The 20023-nt window shown below is 72.1% G+C and carries 21 protein-coding genes and 1 pseudogene; 8 read left to right on the top strand and 14 right to left on the bottom strand.

Annotated elements, in window-relative coordinates:
* Positions 1–42 precede the first annotated feature (42 nt).
* A complete protein-coding gene (gene pyk / locus AVW11_RS00450; RefSeq protein ID WP_030853720.1) occupies positions 43–1473 on the top strand; it encodes a pyruvate kinase in 1431 nt (476 codons plus the stop codon).
* 93 nt (positions 1474–1566) lie between these two features.
* Here the strand turns inward: pyk and AVW11_RS00455 are convergent, their stop codons facing one another.
* The 4 genes from AVW11_RS00455 to AVW11_RS00475 form a co-directional block, all read right to left on the bottom strand.
* On the bottom strand, positions 1567–2829 hold the full coding sequence (locus tag AVW11_RS00455) for a hypothetical protein (protein WP_076042877.1): 1263 nt from the start codon (positions 2827–2829) through the stop codon (positions 1567–1569).
* Entirely contained in the window at positions 2819–3391 is a 573-nt protein-coding gene (locus AVW11_RS00460; protein WP_060176804.1) for a DUF6114 domain-containing protein, read from the bottom strand. The genes AVW11_RS00455 and AVW11_RS00460 overlap by 11 nt, the downstream gene beginning before the upstream one ends.
* Before the next feature lie 108 nt (positions 3392–3499).
* Entirely contained in the window at positions 3500–4141 is a 642-nt protein-coding gene (locus tag AVW11_RS00465; RefSeq protein WP_030853713.1) for a DUF6230 family protein, read from the bottom strand.
* Positions 4142–4768: 627 nt separating this feature from the next.
* Complete coding sequence (locus AVW11_RS00475; protein WP_076042878.1) at positions 4769–5767, bottom strand: tetratricopeptide repeat protein; 999 nt, start codon at positions 5765–5767, stop codon at positions 4769–4771.
* A 250-nt stretch (positions 5768–6017) separates the two neighbouring features.
* Between AVW11_RS00475 and AVW11_RS00480 the strand changes: the two genes are divergently transcribed.
* Entirely contained in the window at positions 6018–6638 is a 621-nt protein-coding gene (locus AVW11_RS00480) for a TetR/AcrR family transcriptional regulator (RefSeq protein ID WP_030853707.1), read from the top strand.
* A gap of 220 nt (positions 6639–6858) precedes the next feature.
* On the opposite strand, the gene AVW11_RS00485 is transcribed toward AVW11_RS00480, so the two are convergent.
* The 4 genes from AVW11_RS00485 to AVW11_RS00500 form a co-directional block, all read right to left on the bottom strand.
* Positions 6859–8559, bottom strand: a complete 1701-nt coding sequence (locus AVW11_RS00485) for a coenzyme B12-dependent isobutyryl-CoA mutase large subunit (protein WP_030853705.1) — start codon at positions 8557–8559, stop codon at positions 6859–6861.
* Positions 8560–8646: 87 nt separating this feature from the next.
* Complete coding sequence (locus tag AVW11_RS00490) at positions 8647–8976, bottom strand: DUF3817 domain-containing protein (protein ID WP_030853702.1); 330 nt, start codon at positions 8974–8976, stop codon at positions 8647–8649.
* A 76-nt stretch (positions 8977–9052) separates the two neighbouring features.
* Entirely contained in the window at positions 9053–9562 is a 510-nt protein-coding gene (locus tag AVW11_RS00495; RefSeq protein ID WP_076042879.1) for a MarR family winged helix-turn-helix transcriptional regulator, read from the bottom strand.
* Positions 9563–9583: 21 nt separating this feature from the next.
* A complete protein-coding gene (locus tag AVW11_RS00500) occupies positions 9584–10837 on the bottom strand; it encodes an MFS transporter (protein WP_107423215.1) in 1254 nt (417 codons plus the stop codon).
* Positions 10838–10930: 93 nt separating this feature from the next.
* On the opposite strand from AVW11_RS00500, the gene AVW11_RS00505 reads away from it, so the two are divergent.
* Together AVW11_RS00505 and AVW11_RS00510 are read left to right on the top strand one after the other, a co-directional pair.
* Positions 10931–11926: an ArsR/SmtB family transcription factor gene (locus tag AVW11_RS00505; RefSeq protein WP_030853698.1), complete on the top strand. Its 996-nt coding sequence runs from the start codon at positions 10931–10933 to the stop codon at positions 11924–11926.
* A 116-nt stretch (positions 11927–12042) separates the two neighbouring features.
* Positions 12043–13086 (top strand): glycoside hydrolase family 6 protein, encoded by a 1044-nt coding sequence (locus AVW11_RS00510; RefSeq protein WP_076042880.1) that lies wholly within the window; start codon positions 12043–12045, stop codon positions 13084–13086.
* 59 nt (positions 13087–13145) lie between these two features.
* Here the strand turns inward: AVW11_RS00510 and AVW11_RS00515 are convergent, their stop codons facing one another.
* The 5 genes and pseudogenes from AVW11_RS00515 to AVW11_RS00535 all read right to left on the bottom strand — a co-directional run bounded on the left by AVW11_RS00515 (position 13146) and on the right by AVW11_RS00535 (position 15947).
* Entirely contained in the window at positions 13146–13778 is a 633-nt protein-coding gene (locus AVW11_RS00515) for a TetR/AcrR family transcriptional regulator (RefSeq protein ID WP_030853692.1), read from the bottom strand.
* Positions 13775–14464, bottom strand: coding sequence for a DUF4166 domain-containing protein (locus AVW11_RS00520; protein WP_060176801.1), 690 nt, complete (start codon positions 14462–14464; stop codon positions 13775–13777). The genes AVW11_RS00515 and AVW11_RS00520 overlap by 4 nt, the downstream gene beginning before the upstream one ends.
* Complete coding sequence (locus tag AVW11_RS00525) at positions 14461–15159, bottom strand: hypothetical protein (protein WP_076042881.1); 699 nt, start codon at positions 15157–15159, stop codon at positions 14461–14463. The genes AVW11_RS00520 and AVW11_RS00525 overlap by 4 nt, the downstream gene beginning before the upstream one ends.
* A gap of 150 nt (positions 15160–15309) precedes the next feature.
* Positions 15310–15606: pseudogene (locus tag AVW11_RS00530) on the bottom strand (MTH1187 family thiamine-binding protein).
* Positions 15603–15947, bottom strand: a complete 345-nt coding sequence (locus AVW11_RS00535) for a DUF3817 domain-containing protein (protein ID WP_030853678.1) — start codon at positions 15945–15947, stop codon at positions 15603–15605. The pseudogene AVW11_RS00530 and the gene AVW11_RS00535 overlap by 4 nt, the downstream one beginning before the upstream one ends.
* A 188-nt stretch (positions 15948–16135) precedes the next feature.
* On the opposite strand from AVW11_RS00535, the gene AVW11_RS00540 reads away from it, so the two are divergent.
* The 4 genes from AVW11_RS00540 to AVW11_RS00555 all read left to right on the top strand — a co-directional run bounded on the left by AVW11_RS00540 (position 16136) and on the right by AVW11_RS00555 (position 18780).
* Positions 16136–16774, top strand: coding sequence for an AIM24 family protein (locus tag AVW11_RS00540; protein ID WP_030853675.1), 639 nt, complete (start codon positions 16136–16138; stop codon positions 16772–16774).
* On the top strand, positions 16774–17424 hold the full coding sequence (locus AVW11_RS00545) for an AIM24 family protein (protein WP_030853672.1): 651 nt from the start codon (positions 16774–16776) through the stop codon (positions 17422–17424). Before AVW11_RS00540 ends, AVW11_RS00545 begins: the two co-directional genes overlap by 1 nt.
* A gap of 14 nt (positions 17425–17438) precedes the next feature.
* A complete protein-coding gene (locus AVW11_RS00550) occupies positions 17439–18239 on the top strand; it encodes an AIM24 family protein (RefSeq protein ID WP_060176797.1) in 801 nt (266 codons plus the stop codon).
* 64 nt (positions 18240–18303) lie between these two features.
* Positions 18304–18780 carry a MarR family winged helix-turn-helix transcriptional regulator gene (locus tag AVW11_RS00555; RefSeq protein ID WP_030853666.1) on the top strand — a complete coding sequence of 159 codons (477 nt, stop codon included), beginning with the start codon at positions 18304–18306 and terminating at the stop codon, positions 18778–18780.
* 195 nt (positions 18781–18975) lie between these two features.
* On the opposite strand, the gene meaB is transcribed toward AVW11_RS00555, so the two are convergent.
* Complete coding sequence (meaB, locus tag AVW11_RS00560; RefSeq protein ID WP_030853664.1) at positions 18976–19938, bottom strand: methylmalonyl Co-A mutase-associated GTPase MeaB; 963 nt, start codon at positions 19936–19938, stop codon at positions 18976–18978.
* Positions 19939–20023: the final 85 nt, after the last annotated feature.

Consider the following 20023-nt stretch of genomic DNA (forward strand, 5'->3'; position numbering starts at 1 on the left):
GCCGGAATATTCCGCTACGAAACAAACCGATAGGATCCAGTCATGCGCCGTTCCAAAATCGTCTGCACGCTGGGCCCCGCCGTCGACTCGTATGAGCAGCTGAAAGCGCTCATCGAGGCAGGTATGAACGTGGCCCGATTCAACTTCAGCCACGGGTCCCAGGCAGAACACCAGGAGCGGTACGACCGCGTCCGGCAGGTCTCCGAGGACACCGGGCGCGCCGTCGGCGTCCTCGCCGACCTCCAGGGTCCCAAGATCCGTCTGGAGACCTTCGCCGAGGGTCCCGTCGAGCTGGTGCGCGGTGACGAGTTCACCATCACCACCGAGGACGTCCCGGGCGACAAGTCCATCTGCGGCACCACCTACAAGGGTCTCCCGGGCGACGTCGCCAAGGGCGACCAGGTCCTGATCAACGACGGAAACGTCGAGCTCCGGGTGACGGAGGTCGACGGCCCCCGGGTCAGGACCATCGTCATCGAGGGCGGTGTCATCTCGGACCACAAGGGCATCAACCTGCCGGGTGCCGCCGTGAACGTCCCCGCCCTGTCGGAGAAGGACGTCGACGACCTCCGCTTCGCCCTGCGGATGGGCTGCGACATGGTCGCCCTGTCCTTCGTCCGCGACGCCAACGACGTCAAGGACGTCCACCGGGTCATGGACGAGGAGGGCCGCCGGGTCCCCGTCATCGCCAAGGTGGAGAAGCCGCAGGCCGTCGAGAACATGGAGGCCGTGGTCGCCGCCTTCGACGCGGTCATGGTGGCCCGCGGCGACCTCGCCGTCGAGTACCCGCTCGAGAAGGTCCCGATGGTCCAGAAGCGGCTCATCGAGATGTGCCGCCGCAACGCCAAGCCGGTGATCGTCGCGACCCAGATGATGGAGTCGATGATCACCAACTCCCGCCCGACGCGCGCGGAGGCGTCCGACGTCGCCAACGCGATCCTCGACGGCGCGGACGCGGTCATGCTGTCGGCCGAGTCCTCGGTCGGCGCCTACCCGATCGAGACCGTCAAGACGATGTCGAAGATCGTGGCGGCGGCCGAGGAGGAGCTCCTCTCCAAGGGCCTCCAGCCGCTGGTCCCGGGCAAGAAGCCGCGCACCCAGGGCGGCTCCGTGGCCCGCGCGGCGTGCGAGATCGCGGACTTCCTCGACGGCCAGGCGCTCATCGCCTTCACCCAGTCCGGGGACACCGCCCGCCGCCTGTCGCGCTACCGCGCCACGCAGCAGATCCTGGCCTTCACCACGGACGTCAATACCCGCAACCAGCTCACGCTGAGCTGGGGTGTCGACTCGTACATCGTTCCGCACGTGGACACCACGGACGCGATGGTCGACCTGGTGGACGGCGAGCTGCTCAAGCTGGGCCGCTACAACGAGGGCGACACCATGATCATCACTGCCGGCTCGCCCCCCGGCGTCCCGGGCACCACCAACATGGTCCGGGTGCACCACCTGGGCGGCGTCGACCGCGTCTGACGCGCCGCACCGCACCGGACTCTGCCGCACAGAGACCGAGGGCGGCACCCCGCAGTGGGGTGCCGCCCTCGGTGCGTGCGGACCGGCCGCGGCCTACTCGGGCGGGCCGATGTAGTTCTTCAGGCCCGGCACCGTCAGGGTGCCGCCGAACTGCGCCGCCTGGACGACCTTGACGTCCGTGAAGAACGCGAACGGGACGTTCAGGGGCGGCGGGCTGTTCGGCGTGAACTCGATCGGGATCAGGCCGAACAGGTTCCCCTTGAGGCTCTCGGTGTACATCGTCACCGTGCCGCCGCGGATCTTGGACGTCGAGCCCGGACGGGACTTCAGGTGGGCGACGTTCCCGCCCTTGCCGACCGTCTGGTACAGGTCCTTGATGTCCAGCGAGTCCGCCGTGAACTTCAGGACCTTCTTGACCTTGCCGCCGGCGGTCTTCACCTCGACGATGCCGTGGTAGTCGAGGCCGTAGAGGGTCAGCAGGGAGCTGTCGAGGTACCAGGGCTCGTTCGGCAGGAGCGGGATCCCCTGCTCCAGCTCGGCGTTGGCCAGGGCTTCGGCGTCGTAGGTCGGGCAGGGGAAGGGTTCCTTCCCGTCCGGGTCCTTCGTCGCCTCCGGCTTCGCCTCGTCCTTGTCCTCGTCCTTGTCCGCGTCGCCCTCTTCCTTGGGCGTCTCGTCCTTGGGCTTCTTGACGGTGTCCTTGACCTCGTCGGGCAGCTCCTCGACCGTGGCGCCCGCCTGCTTGGCGGCGTCCCGGATCGCGTCCGCGGCCGGGTCCGGGGTCGGCCCGGCGGTCGTGGAGGCCGTGGGAGCGGGCGTGGGGGTCGCCTTCGTGTCCGCCTTCGGCTGGCCCAGCCCGTCGATCAGGTCCTTGAGCTTGTCGCCGACGCCGAGGGGGTCCAGCGGGTTCGCGGACCCGGTCGGGGCCGGCGCCGGGGTGGTGGTGGCCGGGGCCGGGGCGTTCGCCGACGGGGAGCCGGTCGCCGACGGGGTGGCGCTCGGCTTCGGCTTCGCGGCCGTGGACGGTGCGGGCGACGCGCTGGGCGAGGCGCTCGGCGAGGCCGTCTTGGAGGGTGTCGGGGACGGGGACTTCGACTCGGTCTCCGCCGGCTCGTCGGACCGCGTCACACACGGCCCGGGCGCGAAGGGGATCTCCTTGTCGTCGGCCACGGCCAGTTTGGGCGCCATGCCCATCCCGACGAACACGGCCGTCGGCATCGCCGCCAGCGCCATCGTCTTGCCGACGGGTATCTGGATCTTGTTCAGCAGGGACTTCCTGGGCGCCGCGTGCCGCGGGCCCTTCCTCTCACGGGACTCTGCGCCTGGGGCCGCGCCCCGCTGCGTCTCGTCACCCCGCACTGTTCCTCCCGCCATCGGCGTGGGCAGTCGTCTCGCTCGCGTGTGCCGTCTCCGTCTCGCGGGGACCGGGAACGTCCAGGCCCGCCGTCGCGTCCGTCTTGCCCAGCGCGACCACGGCCGGCTGCCGGTCCGCGGGTTCCTCCTCGTCCACCGGCTCTCCCGGCGCCCACGACAGCGCCAGGGCGCCGCCGACGAGGGAGAGGATGAAGCCCATCCCGAAACCGCCGAGGTTGGACACCGGCAGGGACACCAGGGCCAGCAGGATCGAGGCGACTCCGGCGAAGACGCGGATGGTCTGCTGGAACCAGAGGGCCAGTCCCAGCGTGATCAGCAGTACACCGATGATCAGTGCGCCGGCGCCGCCCGTGGTGGCCATGGCGAGACTGACGTTGCCCAACCGGAGGTCCGCATACGGGAAGTACGCGATCGGGAAGCCACCGAGGAGCGTGAACAGTCCGGCCCAGAAGGGGCGGCGACCGCGCCAGGCGCGGAAGTGGTAGTACACCACAGTGAGCCAGGCGTCGTCTTCTGCGCGAACGTAAACCGGGGCCTGGGGGTTCATGGACAACAGCTCCCTGGAAACGGTGGTACGGAGAACTCTGTGGAGCCCGGACGGGCGGGCGGGGACGGCCGTCACCGCCCGCCCGTCCGGTCATTCACCGGGACGGACTCAGTCCTTGCTGTCCTGGTAGCACGGCTGGTCGCCGCCGAGCAGACGCAGCTTCAGGTCGGGCAGCTTGAACGTGCCCGCCGTGGTCGCCCACGCCTTCTGGCGCACGTTCGTCAGGATCGCCTTGTCGGCGCGCTGCGAGAACGCGTACGGGCTGGAGACCGTACCGGCCTGCGGCTTCGTCTTGTGGCTCGGGTCGCCGACCGCGACACCGATGTCCAGGTTCTTGAACTCGGCGTCGGTGTCGAGCTCCGCAACATCCAGGTAGATGTTGTCGGCGACGGCCGGCTTGCCCTTGTGGCCGGTGCGCAGCTGCAGCGTGATGTTGCCGAGCGGCGTCGGGGTCACCAGCGACTGGCACATGTTGGTGATCTCGGCGTGGCTGAACCCGGAGATGGTCACCGGGTGGTGCTGCGCCTTGCCCTTGAGGTCGTGCCCCTCGGCGATGCCGCCGTACTGGATGAGGTTGTCACCGTCGAGCTTGTCGGCCGTGACCTTGAAGTCCTGGCCGGAGACGCTGAAGGACGCCGCGAGGGCACCCTGCGCCAGACCCACACCGACCGCGGCCGTGGCCGCGATGCTCGGCACCATGACGAGCGCGAAGCGCTTCCATCTGGTCCCGCCACGAACCTGAGAACTCATTTCGTTCCTCCTTCTCGGACGTACATCTCCGGTCCGGGCCGTGCCCGTCCTGGGATGGGAGAAGTGCTACGTCCTCGGGAAGGAGCGCAGGAGGCCGGGCCGCGGCCGTGCCACGTCCGATACACCGGCGTTCACCCCCGAGCGACAACCACTGGGCCACGCGTTCGCGCAACCTGGAGGACAGGCCCCGCCCTGTGGCAGAGACCCCCCTGTCCCACGGTCGGTGCCACTGCCACCGGCCGGCTCGGTGGGGACCCTCCACCGCGGCTCCGAGTGAGCGGCTCTGCGGGAAGGACCGAGCGTCGCCGATCGTGGTCCATTCCCGGCCGGGGCACAAGGGGGTTCGTTACTGGCGGGTAACGGCCAGATAACCTGGATGCTGCCTGTAACCGTCCGTCGGCAACGCAGGGTGCCACCCGGGGCCACGACAGAACGGCGAAATGGTGAACACACCGGACAGTTCACGGGGTTCGATTTACTGCGAGTAACAGCGGCCGCGATTGCCAAGTTTTGGCAAAGCGCGACCGCTGTTTATCTACGTGTCAACAAATCGGCGGCCGCCCGACGACGCCCCGGACCCTTCCCGGGACCGGTGCGGAGCGGCGCGGGAGCCGGACCGGGGCCGCCCTAGAAGAGCACGCGCGCCAGCGCCGTCCGCGCCGCCGTCACCCTGGGGTCGTCGGCGCCGATGACCTCGAACAGCTCCAGCAGCCGCAGCCGCACCGCATCACGATCGTCACCGAACGTGACCTTCACAGTGTCTACAAGGCGGCCGAAGGCGTCCTCCACGTGGCCGCCGACCAGGTCGAGGTCGGCCGCGGCGATCTGCGCCGCGGGGTCGCGCGGGTTCTCGGCCGCGGCCGTGCGCACCTGCTGGGGGTCCATGTGCTGGACCCGTGCGAGCAGCTCGGCCTGGGCCAGGCCCAGCTTGGCCTCGGTGTTGCCCGGGTCGTCCGCCAGTACGTTCTTGTACGCCTGCACCGCGCCGCCGAGGTCACCGGCGTCCAGTGCGACGACGGCCGCCTCCAGCAGCGCGTCGTGCGGACCGGCCGGGGCCTCGGCCGGGGCGGATCCGGTGGCTCCCTCGGCGTTCGGGTCCACCTCCAGGCCGATGATCCCGAAGCGCTCCTCGGCCACCTGGACCAGCTGGGCGAGGGTGTCGCGGATCTGCTGCTCGGGGGCGACGCCCTGGAAGAGCGGCAGCACCTGCCCGGCGACCACGGCGAAGACGGCCGGGATGCCCTGGATCTGGAACTGCTGCATCAGCATCTGGTTGGCGTCGACGTCCACCTTGGCCAGCACGAAGCGGCCGTTCGCCTCGACGGTCAGGCGCTCCAGGAGCGGGCTGAGCTGCTTGCACGGCTGGCACCACTCGGCCCAGAAGTCGAGGACGACCGGGACCTCGGCGGAGAGCTGGAGCACGTCGCGTTCGAATCCGGCCTCGTCGGCGTCGAAGACGAGGGCGGAGGGCGGGACGGCGCCGGGGGCCGGACCGGCCCCGCCGCCCTGAGCGGCCTGTCGCGCCGCTTCGGCGCGAGCCTGCTCGGCCTTGGCCTTGGCCTCGCCGGCCGCCTTCACCGCGGCGAGGTCGACGACGCCGCTCATGGACATGTTTCTGGGCTGCATGCGTACATCCTCCCCCGTGTGCGCGCGCCGACGAAAAAGATCGCGTGAATTGGCCGTGCCGTCGCATCCGCCGCGATCGTGGTGCTGGGCGGCGCCGGGTCCCCACCTGGCGCCTGTAGCTCTTCGCGTGGTTGTCGCTTTTACGCTACGAGCCGTAGCGTAACTCCCCCGCGGGCCCTGCGCGCCCCCGCGGCGCCCGTGATCTGAACCACAGCGGCCCGTTCGGCTACCGGCGGGTATGGTCTCGGCCATGCGCAACCCCAGTCCCGGCCGCACCGGTCGCCCCCGCAGCGCGGCCGCGGACGCCGCCATCCTCGCCGCCACCCGGGACGCGCTGGTCGAGCTGGGCTGGTCGAAGCTGACGATGGGCGACGTCTCGGCCCGCGCGGGCGTGGCCAAGACCACCCTCTACAGGCGCTGGGCGGGCAAGAGCGAGCTGGTCGTGGACGCGGTCGCGGAGCTATTCGACTCGCTCGAACTGCCGGACCGGGGCTCTTTGGAAGCCGACATCGAGTACGTGGTCCTGCGCTTCGCGGAGCTGCTGCGGCGCCCGGAGGCCCGCACGGCCCTGATGGCCGTCGTCTCCGAGTCCACCCGGGACGAGGCCCTGCGCGACCGGATCCGGTCGGCGATCGTGGACCGGCAGAAACGTCTCGTCGTACTGGGTCGCGAACGGGCCCAGGCCCGCGGTGAACTCCCCTACGAGGAGGACGAGTTCCTCGCGAGCCGCACCACGGACCTGATCTTCGACGTGATCGCGGGCACCGTGGTGCACCGCGCCCTGGTCAGTTCCGAGCCGGTGGACGAGCTCTGGGTGGCCACCTTCACCGCCCTCCTGATGCACGGCCTGCGCGGCCCGGCCGCCGCCTGAGCCGCGGGCCCCGCCCGCGCCCCGCCCGCGCCTCACCCCGGGGCGGCTCCGCTCACGTCCCGGTCCCCGGCTTCACCCGATGTACGCGTACGGCCCGCAGCCGGTCCGCATCGCCACGCGGACGCCCACACCGGGCACGGGAACGGGAAGGCCGGTCATGGCGCCACCGTACGGGCGCCGCGACCGGCCTTCCACGTCGCTTCCGGGCCGGGGCCCGGGCTCAGAAGCCCGGGGGCTCCGTGTAGACGCCCCACTCGTCGCGCAGGGTGTTGCAGATCTCGCCCAGCGTGGCCTCGGCGCGCACCGCGTCCAGCATGGCGGGGATCATGTTCGACCCGTCGCGTGCGGCGTCCAGCATCGCCTTGAGGGACGCGGCGACCTTGGCGTCGTCGCGGCGGTCCTTGCGGTCGGCGAGCACGCGGACCTGCTCGCGCTCCACCTCGTGGCTGACCCGCAGGATCTCCAGGTCGCCGGTGACGGACCCGTGGTGGACGTTGACGCCGACGACCCGCTTGTCGCCCTTCTCCAGGGAGCGCTGGTACTGGAAGGCCGACTCGGCGATCTCGCCGGTGAACCAGCCGTCCTCGATGCCGCGCAGGATGCCCGAGGTGATCGGCCCGATGGGGTGCTGCCCGTCGGGGTGGGCGCGCAGGCCGCGCTCCTTGATCTGCTCGAAGATCCGCTCGGCGTCGGCCTCGATGCGGTCGGTGAGCTGCTCGACGTACCAGGAGCCGCCGAGGGGGTCCGCCACGTTGGCGACGCCGGTCTCCTCCATGAGCACCTGCTGGGTGCGCAGGGCGATCTCGGCCGCCTGCTCGCTCGGCAGCGCGAGGGTCTCGTCGAGGGCGTTGGTGTGCAGCGAGTTGGTGCCGCCGAGGACGGCCGCGAGGGCCTCCACGGCGGTGCGTACGACGTTGTTGTACGGCTGCTGCGCGGTGAGGGAGACGCCGGCGGTCTGCGTGTGGAAGCGCAGCCACATCGACTTCTCGTTCTTGGCGCCGTAGACCTCCTTCATCCAGCGCGCCCAGATCCGGCGGGCGGCGCGGAACTTGGCGATCTCCTCGAAGAAGTCGAGGTGCGCGTCGAAGAAGAAGGAGAGCCCGGAGGCGAAGTGGTCGACGTCCAGGCCGCGGGAGAGGCCCAGCTCCACATAGCCGAAGCCGTCGGCGAGGGTGTACGCGAGCTCCTGCGCGGCCGTGGCGCCGGCCTCGCGGATGTGGTAGCCGGAGACGGACAGCGGCTTGTAGGCCGGGATGCCCTTCGCGCAGTACTCCATGAGGTCGCCGATGAGGCGCAGGTGCGGCTCCGGTTCGAAGAGCCACTCCTTCTGGGCGATGTACTCCTTGAAGATGTCCGTCTGGAGCGTGCCGTTCAGGACGGCGGGGTCCACACCCTGGCGCTCCGCGGCGACGAGGTACATGCAGAAGGCGGGCACGGCGGGGCCCGAGATCGTCATGGAGGTGGTGACGTCGCCGAGCGGGATGTCCTTGAAGAGGACCTCCATGTCGGCGGCGGAGTCGATGGCGACGCCGCAGTGGCCGACCTCGCCGAGGGAGCGGGGGTCGTCGGAGTCGCGGCCCATGAGGGTCGGCATGTCGAAGGCGACGGAGAGCCCGCCGCCGCCGGCGGCCAGGATCATCTTGTAGCGCTCGTTCGTCTGCTCGGCGTTGCCGAAGCCGGCGAACTGGCGGATGGTCCAGGTCCGGCCGCGGTAGCCGGTGGCGTGCAGGCCGCGGGTGTAGGGGTACTCCCCCGGCCAGCCGATCCGCTCGAAGCCCTCGTACGCGTCGCCGGGCCGGGGCCCGTAGACGGGTTCGACCTCATCCCCGGAGAGCGTGGTGAAGTCTGCCTCGCGCTTGCGGGCCTTGTCATAACGGGCCTGCCAGCGACGGCGGCCTTCCTCGATGGCGTCAGCGTCCATACCCACGAATTTACTAGGACGTCCTAGTAAATGTCGATGGGAAACCCCCGGGAGTCGTCCCGGGGGTGGGTGACGCTCGCCTCGTCGTCAGGCCTTCACGGCCACCGGCGAGTCGCTGACCAGCGGCTCCACCTCGGCGCGGATCGTGCGTTCGACGAAGAAGGCGGCCAGCGGGATCGTGCCCGACACCAGCACCCACAGCAGCTTGCCGAAGGGCCACTTCGCCTTGGACCCCAGGTCGAAGGCGAAGACGAGGTAGATCATGAAGAGCACACCGTGCGTCTGCGACACCACGAAGGTGAGGTCGGCACCGGTGTCGAAGCCGTACTTCGCCACCATGCAGGCGCAGAGGATCAGGAGCATGACCGCGGTCACGTAGGCCATGACGCGGTAGCGGGTCAGCACGCTTCGTTTCATGCCGACGAGCCTAACCGTCCGTTTTGCTCGATCTTGACGCGGCCCCGGTCAAGCGGGACGGGTGGAGACGGCCTCTTCAGGACTCGTCGAAGTCCGCGGCGGCCACGCGCAGCGGGCGGAGCAGCGCGAAGATCTCCCCGCACTCCTCGGCGTCGTACGCGCCGAGGCCGAAGTCGATCGCCATCAGGTCCTTGGTGGCGGCCTCGACGACCTCCCGGCCCCTCTCCGTGATGGAGGCGAGGGTGCCGCGGCCGTCGTTCGGGTTGGGCCGCTTGGCGACCAGCCCGGAGCGCACCAGCCGGTCCACGGTGTTGGTCACCGAGGTCGGGTGGACCATCAGCCTCTCGCCGATCTTCGACATCGGCAGCTCGCCCGCCTTGGAGAAGGTGAGCAGCACCAGCGCCTCGTAGCGTGCGAAGGTCAACCCGTACGGCTTGACGACCGCGTCGACCTCGCCGAGCAGGATCTGGTGGGCGCGCATGATCGAGGTGATCGCGGCCATCGAGGGCACGGGCCCCCAGCGCTGCTGCCAGAGCTCGTCGGCGCGGGCGATGGGGTCGAAGGGAAGGCTGAGCGGCTTGGGCACGCTTCCGACCCTACCGGGAGGTCACTTCCCGGCGGGGGCCGTCTCATCCCTCAGTCGTTCCTCCTGCCGGACGGCGCAGTGGAGTTCGGCCAGGACCGCCAGGACGACGGCGGTGCCGAGCACCCCGGCCCCGGTCACGACCACGTGCACCGGGAGGAACTCGGCGGCGAGCCCGGCCAGCGCCATGCCGGCCCCCTGGAGGGTCATCAGGCCGGTGCCGAGCAGGGTCATCGCCCGGCCGCGCAGCTCGTCGGGGACGGCGTCCACGTACCACTGGTCCAGGCCCAGGGTGTAGGCGTGGGCCAGCCCGGCCAGCAGCAGGGCGCACAGGGCGAGGGGCGCGCCCGGCCGGCCGGCGTAGAGCAGGAGGGGCAGCAGGCCGGCGGCGGCCAGCGGGGCGACGATCCGCGAGCGGGTCCGCGCGCTGAGCGCGGAGCCCGCCCAGAGCTCCCCGGCGAGCGTGCCGACGGGCAGGGCGCACATCAGCAGGCCGAGGACGGCTGTCCCGGCTCCGATGCCGTCGGCGTAGGCGGCGAGCAGCGCCTCGGGGACGACGAGGAACACGGGCGGCAGCCAGAACAGGAGGGTGAGCGCCCGCAGCCGGCGGCGTCCCAGGACGGCCCGTATCCCGGCGAGCGGGGAGGTGCGGACGGCCGTCCGGGCGGGCCGCGCGCGGGTGCCCAGCCGCAGCAGGAGGGCCGAGCCGAGGAACCCGGCGGCGGTCAGCGCGATGGCGGCGCGCGGGGCGAGCACGGTGAGCAGCAGCCCGCCGAGGCCGAAGCCGACGAGCTGGGCGCTCTGGGCGACCATGCGCAGCAGCGAGCGGCCCAGGACGTAGGCGTCGCCGGAGCCGAGGATGTCGGGGAGGGAGGCGTTGCGGGTGCCCTGGAAGAGGGGTGCCACGAAGGCCATGGCGCAGCGCAGGGCGAGGAGCGCGGCGACGGGGGTGGCGGGCAGCACCATGGCCGCCGCGCAGGCGGCGCAGACGAGGTCGCAGGTGACGAGCACCCGGCGGGCGGGGCGGCGGTCGGCGATCCCGGCGAGGAGGGTGCCGCCGAGGGCGTACGGGAGGAAGCCGAGCGCGAAGGTGAGGGCGCTCATCAGGGGCGAGCCGGTGAGGCGGTAGACGAGGACGGAGAGGGAGATCTCGGCGACGACCAGCCCGAGTACGGACATCAGGTGCGCGGCGAAGACGGCGGGGAACTCGGGGGTCCGAAAGACGGTGAGGTAGCCGGCGGAGCCCCCTTGGGCCCGGGCCGGGGTGACGGTTGGCATGACGGCAGCGTCGGGGGCCTAGGCTGGCCGGCACAGAGATTCGGCCTGGGGCGAATGTCGGGCGGAGCGGTCCGGGGAGCAGGAGGGTGCGGCATGGGGTTGCACCACCGTTTCGGGCACGAGGACCTGCTGCGGTGCCGGTTCGCGCTGTCGCCGGCCTGGGAGACGCAGGAGGCCGTCCGCACGCTGAGCCGCCCGGACCGGCAGGGCTACCACCTGCCGTGGCTCCGGCGGATCCGGGCCGCCGCCGACGGGCTGGACCTGCGGCCGCTGTGGCTGCTGATGCCGCGCCGGGGGCACAGCACCGACTTCATCGGCCCGCCGCCCAGCGGGCCGGGCGGCTCCTTCGAGGAGGAGCTCGCGGTGATCCGCGCGGCCGATCCGGACGGGGCGCGCGAGGACATGCGCAGAGCGCTGGCCTGTACGCCGGGTGCGCTCGACAGCGATCTGGGCCGCCGCCTGCTGGCCGACCCGGCGCGGTCGGTGCGGGAGCTGGCCGATCTGATGGAACGGGCGTGGAGCGTGCTGGTGGAACCGCACTGGCCCCGGCTGCGGGCGCTGCTGGAGGCGGACATCCTCTTCCACACGCGCCGGCTGGCCGCCGGAGGGCTGGAGTCCCTCTTCGACGGCCTGCACCCCGACCTGTCCTGGGACGCCGCTTCGCTCACCCTCACCATCGAGCGGCCCAGCCACCACGACCGGGTCCTGGGCGGCCAGGGGCTGCTGCTCATGCCGAGCGCGTTCGTCTGGCCGGGTATCGCGGGCGGCTTCGACCCGCCCTGGCAGCCGACCGTCGTGTACCCGGCGCGGGGCATCGGCGCCCTGTGGACCCCGGCGGGCGCGGACACCCCGACCGCGCTGGCCCGGCTGCTGGGCCGGGCCCGGGCGGACGTGCTGTGCGCGCTGGACGAGCCGGCGTCCACCACGGCCCTGGCCCACCGCCTCGGCCTGGCCCCCTCCACCGTCTCGGCGCACCTGGGGGTCCTGCACGCGGCGGGCCTGCTCATCTCCGCCCGCCGGGGGCACCAGGTGCTCTACGAGCGCACTCCCCTGGCCATCGCCCTCACCACGGGGGACGCGGTCGGCTGACCGGCGCGGGCGGTGTCGCACAGACGAGCCGACTATCCGTCATGTCACCATATTCCGGTCGTACATCCTCACCGCCTCACGGTCTGCCGCCCGACCCTTCGTCGCGAGGAATCCGGATGCCACCCGTCGCTCCCAGGCCCGTCGCCGCCCTCGGCCTGCTCCTGCTCCTCGTGGCGGCCCCCGCCTGCTCCACCGCGCCGGAGCCCGGGCCGCGCGGCCCCGCCGCCGGGGCCGGGGCCTGGGCCGGGGCCGCCGGGCCGGCCGCCGCCGAGGGCGAGTCCCCCTTCTGGGTGGACCCGGACAGCCCGGCCGCCCGGCAGGTCGCGGCCTGGGAGGCGACCGGCCGCTACGCCGACGCCCAGGTGCTGCGCCGCATCGCGGACCGGCCGGTCGCGCTGTGGGGGCGGCCGGGCGATCCGGGACCCGCGATCCGCCGGGCCCGCGCGGCCGCGCAGGCCTCCGGGCGGACCCTGGTGCTCGCCGCGCACAACATCCCGCACCGCGACTGCGGGCAGCTGCCCGCCGGGGGCGCCGCCGACGCCCGCGCCTACCGCGGCTGGATCGGCGCCTTCGCCGATGCCGTCGGCGATGCCAGGGCCATCGTCGTGCTGGAGCCGCATGCGGTCGCGCACGCCGTCGACGGCTGCGTGCGCGCCGAGCACCGCGCCGAGCGCTACCGGCTGCTCTCCGAGGCCGTCGACCGGCTCAAGAGGAACCGCCATACGAAGGTCTATCTGGACGCCGGCGATCCGGCGTGGATCCGCGACCCGGCGGACCTCGCCGGCCCCCTCCGCGAGGCGGGCCTCGACCGCGCGGACGGCTTCGCCCTGAACGTCTCCGGCTTCCAGCCGGACGCGGCCGTCCGGGCCTACGGCGCAAAGCTCTCCCGGGCGGTGGGCGGCCGGCACTTCGTCGTCGACACCGGCCGCAACGGCGAGGGTCCCCTGCCGGGCGACCGCGAGCGGGCCTCCTGCAACCCGCCGGGCCGCGCCCTCGGGACACCGCCGACCGACCGGACCGGCGACCCGCTCGTCGACGCGTACCTGTGGGTGAAGGGGCCGGGCGAGTCCGACGGGACCTGCCGCGGCGGCCCGGCGGCCGGCACCTGGTGGCCCGAACAGGCCCTCGGACTGGCCCGCCGCGCGCGGCACGTCCCGTAAGCGGCGTCCGCGCGGTCCCGCCCGCCGTGCGCCGCTGCGCGGGCACGGCCCGGGGAGGGTCAGGTCCGGGTGCCGCGGCGCAGGCCGTGGCGGACCGCACGCTGGCTCAGGGGGCCCAGGCCCTCCAGTACCGCGGCCAGTTGGGCGAGCTGTTCGAGGGCGTCGAACGCGCGGCCGGCGCCCTGCGGATCCACGGCCTCGTACAGCTCGATGCCGACGAAGGAGGCGGCGGTGGCCCGGGCGAGCCCCGCGGGGTCGGCGAACCCCTCCAGCGGGGTCGCCGCGAGCAGCCGGGTGAGCACCGCCTCCAGTTCCTCGATCCACAGGCCGAGTCCGGCGGCGGTCGCGGCCGCGAGGGCGGGCGAGTTCTGCCCGGCGGCCAGCAGCTGGCCGAGCACGGCGACGTGCCCGGCCGCCCGCTCCTCGGCGTGCATGGCCCGGGCGAACTCCAGCAGTTCGGTGAGGCTGCCCAGCTCCGCGAGACGGTCGCGGTAGCGGGCCACTCGCTGCTCGGCTCCGTACCGGCAGGCGGCGGCGAGCAGTTCGTCGACGGAGCCGAAGTGATAGAAGATCAGCCCCTGGCCGACGCCGGCGGTGGCCGCGATGGTGCGGGCCGAGACCTTGGCGATGCCCTGCTCGACGACCGTGCGCAGGGCTCCTTCGAGGAGCTTGTCCTTGGTGGCCGCGCTCACGCCCGGGCCTCCTCGCGGACCGGCCGCAGGTCGCCGCAGAGCCCGCTCGCCCACCGTTGACGGGCGTCCACGTACTGCACGGTGAAGGACCCCTCGTAGCCGAAGAGCGGCCCGAAGCGGCGGTTGGCCACGCGCACCCGGATGCGGAACCGGCCGGTGGCGTCGTCGAAGGACTCGCGCACCTCGGCGTCGCCGCCGATGAGGTCGGGGACGCGCACGTCGACGGGCCCCTCGCGGAAGCGGTGCTCACCGGAGCGGATGAGCAGCGACCCGTCGGGCTCGGCGCTCATGTGCAGGTCGCTGGCGAGGTGCTGGTGCGTGCCCAGGTAGTCGAGGACGCAGTCGCGCTCGGGGCTGTGGACCATCGTGGCGTCGAACCGGTGCGGCCCGTCGGGGAGCCGGAAGGTCCGTACGAAGGTGACGGTCTCCCGGCCGAAGGAGTCGCGGTAGGGGAGGTTCTCGATGACGAAGGGGACGTCGCGGCCCTCGCGCGGCACCAGGATGTTGCGCGTCCCGCCGAGCCGGAGGAAAGGCTTCACGAAGCTCCCGCCGTGCCATATCCGCTCCATGGTCCCGCGGCCGACGCAGCCCTCCCCGCTCTCCAGGCCGACCGAGAACCGGCGCCGGATCTGCGGGTGCAGGCGGTCGAAGTCGGCGCCCATGTGGGCCTGGAAGATGGAGGTCATGACGGCTCCAGGGTGCTGAGCAGACGGGGTGCGGCGGCGGGGGTGCGGCCGGGCGGGGTGCGCAGGCAGCGGCGGGCGGCCGGGGTGCCGGGCAGCGGCGGCAGCAGCAGCGCGGCGGCCACCACGAGGAGGGCCGCGGCGGTGGGGGCGTACAGCAGGGCGGCCGCGGCCGCCAGGGCACGCAGGGCGCTCTCGCCGACGGCCCGGGCGAGGGCGCGGCCCGGCGGCGTTCCGCGTTCGCACCACAGCCGCAGCCTGTCGAAGGACCAGGCGGTGGCCCAGCCCATGAGCGGCCGCAGGACGAGCCGGTCGGCCAGCGCCCCGAAGCGCCCCCAGCGGGGCCGGTAGTCGTAGCCGGTGAGGAAGCGGATCCCGTCGCCGTCCGGGACGTAGCGCCAGTACCCGCTGCCCTCGGCGAGCAGGGACAGCGGATGGTCCGAGGCGAACCGCAGGGCCGACACCCTGGTCCCGTCGGGCCGGCGGCGGTCCCCCGCGCAGACGCCGGTCCCGTCGACGCAGACGAAGGGCAGTACGCGGGTCGCGTACCGGAAGCGCTGCGGCTCGCCCTCGGACCGCGGGAGGTGGTGGATGGAGGTGAACCTCAGGTCCCACCGCTGGTGCCGCGCCGGATCCTGGCTGCGTTCCCACAGCTCGTCCATCCCGGCCCGGACGAACGTCTCGACGTACAGGCCCATGCCCGCCCCCCGTATCCCCGCTCCCCCGTTTTGAGCGATCGCTCAACTGGGACCCTAGGCGAGTTTGAGCGATCGCTCAACCCCGCCCATGCGAAAGCGCCCCCGGCCGGCTGGGCCAGGGGCGCTCGTCAGGTGCGGGTGCGGGCGTCTTCAGCCCTGCCCGAGGTGGCGCTCCACCGTCTCGACCTTGGAGGTGATCCCGTCGGTGACGCCGGGACGGATGTCGGCCTTGAGGATGAGGGAGACGCGCGGTGCCCGCTCCTCGACGGCGGCGACCGCGCGCCGGATCACGTCCATGACCTCGTTCTACTCGCCCTCGACGGTGGTGAACATCGCATCGGTGCGGTTCGGCAGGCCGGACTCGCGTACCACGCGGACGGCGTCGGCGACGTACTCCCCGACCTCTTCACCGACCCCGAGCGGGGTCACCGAGAACGCGACGATCACGCCTGGGCCGCCTCACGGGCGCGGGCCGCGACCACGCTGTCGGCCTCTTCGCGCTTGAGCAGCTTGTCGCCGTAGAGGCCGCCCAGGGGCACCACCGAGAGGACGAAGAAGAACAGGACCTTCTTGAAGGGCCACTTCGCCTTGTACCACACGTCCAGCAGCAGCACCGAGTAGACCATGAACAGGAACGCGTGCAGGAGGCCCAGCGGCATCAGCAGGTAGTCGATGTCCGAGATCCGGCTCAGCAGCGAGCCGAAGATCAGCAGGGCCGGGAACGACAGCGCCTCCGGCACGGAGACGAGGCGCAGGCGGTGCAGGGCGGAGGCGGTCTTGATGTCCACGTGGAACCTTCGGGGGTGGAGGCCAGGGTCGCCTCCAGTGTCTCAGCCGCTTTACGGGATCTTGACCCGGGCCCTCGCCTCCCGGCCCGGCCCGGACCGTACCGGGATCGCTCCCAAACGCCCGGGTGTGTCATATATCCGGCCACTGGACTCTGTTCGGGTCCGCCCGCTGCCGATAACGTCTCCCCGTGGCTCAGTTCCGACTCCAAGGCAGCAAGGTGCTGGCCGTCGACCTGACCGGGGACGCCGTGAAAGCGAAGAACGGCTCGATGGTCGCGTACGACGGGCAGATGGCCTTCAAGAAGATGACCGGCGGTGGCGAAGGCCTCCGCGGCATGGTGACCCGCCGGCTGACCGGCGAACAGATGACGGTGATGGAGGTACAGGGGCACGGCACCTGCTTCTTCGCCGACCGCGCAAGTGAGATCAATCTGGTCAATCTGCACGGCGAGAAGCTCTACGTCGAGTCCAGCAACCTGCTGTGCACCGACGCCGGCCTGCGCACCGGCACCACCTTCACCGGCCTGCGCGGCGCCTCGACGGGCAACGGTCTGTTCACCACGACGGTCGAGGGATCGGGCCAGGCCGCGATCATCTCCGACGGTCCGGCCGTGGTGCTGCGGGTGAGCGCGCAGTACCCGCTGTCCGTCGACCCGGGGGCGTACATCGCGCACACCGGCAACCTCCAGCAGTCCTTCCAGTCCGGTGTGACGTTCCGCACGCTCATCGGCGAAGGCTCCGGCGAGGCGTTCCAGATCCGCTTCGAGGGCGAGGGCCTGGTCTACGTGCAGCCGAGCGAGCGCAACACCGTCGGGGGCGACGTCTGATGCCGTTCCGCGAGATCAACTCCAAGATGGTCGAGGCCCAGGTCGTCCCGGGCCAGAAGATGTTCAGCCAGCGCGGCGCGATGCTCGCCTACCGCGGCGACGTCTCCTTCACCCCGAGCCTGACGGGCGGTCAGGGCGGGGTCATGGGCATGATCGGGCGCCGCGTGGCGAACGAGCAGACGCCGCTGATGGCGGTCGAGGGCAGTGGCACCGTGATGTTCGGCCACGGCGGCCACCACATCCAGGTGATCAACCTGACCGGCGAGACCCTCTACGTGGAGGCCGACCGGCTCCTCGCCTTCGACGGCACCCTCCAGCAGGGCACCATGTTCATGGGCTCGCAGGGCGGGGTCATGGGCATGGTCCGCGGCCAGGTGACCGGCCAGGGCCTGTTCACCACCACCCTCAAGGGCCACGGCTCGGTCGCCGTGATGGCCCACGGCGGGGTCATCGAACTGCCCATCACCCCGAACCGGCCGGTCCACGTGGACCCCCAGGCCTACGTGGCCCACCACGGGGACGTCAGGAACAAGCTCTCCACCGCCCTCGGCTGGCGGGACATGGTGGGGCGCGGCTCGGGCGAGGCGTTCCAGCTGGAACTGTCCGGCCAGGGCGCGGTGTACGTACAGGCCTCCGAGGAGAAGCTGTGAACTTTGGCCCCGTGATGGGCGGGCCCGGCGGCCCGACGGTCTTCGACCCGTACACGCTGCCCTCGGACGACAACGTGAACGCGTACACCTTCTGCGTGGAACTCAAGGGGAGCCAGTGGTTCCTGCAGAAGGGCAAGATGATCTCGTACTACGGGCGCATCGAGTTCAACGGCATCGGCAACGGGCGCTTCGACCGCCTGCTGCGCACCAGCTTCCACTCCCCGCTGCACGCCGGCGACTGGGTGGTCGCCGAGGGCCAGGGCAAGATGCTGCTGGCCGACCGGGCCTTCGACGTGAACTCGTACGACCTGGACAACGGCAACCTGACGATCCGCTCGGGCAACCTCCTCGCGTACCAGCCCTCGCTCGCCCTGAAGCAGTCGATCGTCCCGGGATTCGTGACGCTGATCGGGACGGGCAAGTTCGTGGCGGCCTCGAACGGGCCGGTGGTGTTCATGGAGCCGCCGCTGCGCGTGGACCCCCAGGCGCTCGTCGGCTGGGCGGACTGCCCGTCTCCCTGTCACCATTACGATCACGGCTACATGTCCGGCGTGATGGGCGGACTGCGCTCGCTGACCGGCATCGGCGGCACCTCGGGCGAGGAACACCAGTTCGAGTTCGTCGGAGCGGGGACGGTGCTGCTGCAGTCCTCCGAGATGCTGATGGCCGAGCAGTCGATCGGCACGGTGGGCGCCGGGGCCGCCACGGGCAACGCGCAGGGCGTGCCGGGCGCCGGCCAGGGACCCCTGGGACAGGTGGGCGTACCGCGGATGCCGGGACAGCTGGGTGACCTCCAGCGCCGCCTGGGACTGTGACGACCGGGACCTTCGACCTTTGTACGCAATTCAACTTTTTAGGTAGAATTCATTCATGGAGACGATGGAGACCGAGACGGCCACGCGCTGGCTCACCGACGCGGAGCAGTGCGCCTGGCGCACCCACCTGGACGTCAGCAGGCTGCTCATGCACCAGCTGGAAAAGGATCTCCAGCCCTTCGGACTCACCAACAACGACTACGAGATCCTCGTGAACCTCTCGGAGTCGCAGGACCACCGGATGCGCATGAGCGATCTCGCGACCGCCACCTTGCAGTCCAAGAGCCGGCTGTCGCACCAGATCACGCGCATGGAGACGGCGGGCCTGGTCCGCCGGGTCAACTGCGAGTCCGACCGCCGCGGCCTGTACGCGGTGCTCACGGACGAGGGCATGGAGACGATGCGCAAGGTCGCCCCGCACCACGTGGCGTCCGTCCGCCAGCACTTCATCGACCTGCTGACGCCGGAGGCCCTGGCGGCGCTGCGCGCCTCGCTGACCCCGGTCGCGGAACACCTGCGCGGCACCCGCGGCAAGGTCTGAGCGGGCCGGCGGACCGGCGGACCGGACCACGGGCGGTGTCCGCCCGCGGCCGGCCGCCGCCGAGCACCCGTGACGCTCCGCGGAGCCGCTCCGCGCCCGCCGCGCATCCGCCCCGCCGCCCCCGGCAGACCTCGCCGGAGGCGGCGGGGCGGAATCGTGCACGGCAGGCGGCAGCGGCCCGGCCTCAGGCGCGGCTCACGCCTCCGTGAGCGTCGCCAGGAGGGCGTCGGCCGCCGCGTACGGGTCCAGCTCGCCCTCGGCGACCCTGGCGGCCAGCGCGCCCAGGTGCGCGTCCCCGTGGACGTCCGCCATCCGGGCCCGCAGCGCCGTGACGGCGATCGTCTCGACCTCCCGGGCGGCCCGCGCCGCCCGCCGCTCGGCGAGCACCCCGCGCTCGTCCATCCACGCCCGGTGCTTCTCCAGCGCCTCGACGACCTCGTCGATGCCCTGCCCGCGGGCCGCGACCGTCTTCACGATCGGCGGCCGCCAGTCGTCCTTGCCGCGGGCCTCCCCCAGCCCCAGCATGTGGTTCAGCTCCCGGGCGGTCGCGTCCGCGCCGTCCCGGTCGGCCTTGTTGACCACGTACACGTCGCCGATCTCCAGGATCCCCGCCTTCGCGGCCTGGATCCCGTCACCCATCCCGGGAGCCAGCAGCACCACCGAGGTGTCCGCCTGCGAGGCGATCTCCACCTCCGACTGCCCCACCCCGACCGTCTCGACCAGGATCACGTCGCAGCCGGCCGCGTCCAGCACCCGGATGGCCTGCGGGGCGGCCCAGGCGAGCCCGCCCAGGTGGCCGCGGGTGGCCATGGAGCGGATGTAGACCCCCGGGTCCGAGGCGTGGTCCGACATCCGCACCCGGTCACCGAGCAGCGCCCCGCCCGAGAAGGGCGAGGACGGGTCGACGGCGAGGACGCCGACGCGCTTGCCGGCCCGGCGGTACGCCGACACCAGCGCCGAGGTCGAGGTCGACTTGCCGACGCCCGGCGAGCCCGTCAGGCCCACCACGTACGCCCCGCCCGTCAGCGGGGCCAGCGCGGCCATCACCTCGCGCAGCTGCGGGGACGCCCCCTCGACGAGCGAGATCAGCCGGGCCACCGCTCTGGGCCGGCCCTCCCGCGCCTGGGCCACCAGCTGGGGGACGTCCACCGCCGTCATACGTGCTGCGCTCCTCGGTTCTCGTACGGGACAGGTGCGGGCCGCCGGGCCCCGGACCGGCGGTCGCCGGGCCGGGTGCGGGCCC

The organism is Streptomyces amritsarensis (assembly GCF_001953875.1).
Classification (GTDB): Bacteria; Actinomycetota; Actinomycetes; order Streptomycetales; family Streptomycetaceae; genus Streptomyces; species Streptomyces amritsarensis.

Coding starts and splice junctions, on each gene's coding strand:
- pyk (WP_030853720.1), top strand. CDS start 43: ATGCGCCGTTCCAAAATCGTCTGCACGCTGGGCCCCGCCGTCGACTCG.
- AVW11_RS00460 (WP_060176804.1), bottom strand. CDS start 3,391: ATGAACCCCCAGGCCCCGGTTTACGTTCGCGCAGAAGACGACGCCTGG.
- AVW11_RS00465 (WP_030853713.1), bottom strand. CDS start 4,141: ATGAGTTCTCAGGTTCGTGGCGGGACCAGATGGAAGCGCTTCGCGCTC.
- AVW11_RS00475 (WP_076042878.1), bottom strand. CDS start 5,767: ATGCAGCCCAGAAACATGTCCATGAGCGGCGTCGTCGACCTCGCCGCG.
- AVW11_RS00480 (WP_030853707.1), top strand. CDS start 6,018: ATGCGCAACCCCAGTCCCGGCCGCACCGGTCGCCCCCGCAGCGCGGCC.
- AVW11_RS00485 (WP_030853705.1), bottom strand. CDS start 8,559: ATGGACGCTGACGCCATCGAGGAAGGCCGCCGTCGCTGGCAGGCCCGT.
- AVW11_RS00490 (WP_030853702.1), bottom strand. CDS start 8,976: ATGAAACGAAGCGTGCTGACCCGCTACCGCGTCATGGCCTACGTGACC.
- AVW11_RS00500 (WP_107423215.1), bottom strand. CDS start 10,837: ATGCCAACCGTCACCCCGGCCCGGGCCCAAGGGGGCTCCGCCGGCTAC.
- AVW11_RS00505 (WP_030853698.1), top strand. CDS start 10,931: ATGGGGTTGCACCACCGTTTCGGGCACGAGGACCTGCTGCGGTGCCGG.
- AVW11_RS00510 (WP_076042880.1), top strand. CDS start 12,043: ATGCCACCCGTCGCTCCCAGGCCCGTCGCCGCCCTCGGCCTGCTCCTG.
- AVW11_RS00520 (WP_060176801.1), bottom strand. CDS start 14,464: ATGACCTCCATCTTCCAGGCCCACATGGGCGCCGACTTCGACCGCCTG.
- AVW11_RS00525 (WP_076042881.1), bottom strand. CDS start 15,159: ATGGGCCTGTACGTCGAGACGTTCGTCCGGGCCGGGATGGACGAGCTG.
- AVW11_RS00545 (WP_030853672.1), top strand. CDS start 16,774: ATGCCGTTCCGCGAGATCAACTCCAAGATGGTCGAGGCCCAGGTCGTC.
- AVW11_RS00550 (WP_060176797.1), top strand. CDS start 17,439: ATGGGCGGGCCCGGCGGCCCGACGGTCTTCGACCCGTACACGCTGCCC.
- AVW11_RS00555 (WP_030853666.1), top strand. CDS start 18,304: ATGGAGACCGAGACGGCCACGCGCTGGCTCACCGACGCGGAGCAGTGC.
- meaB (WP_030853664.1), bottom strand. CDS start 19,938: ATGACGGCGGTGGACGTCCCCCAGCTGGTGGCCCAGGCGCGGGAGGGC.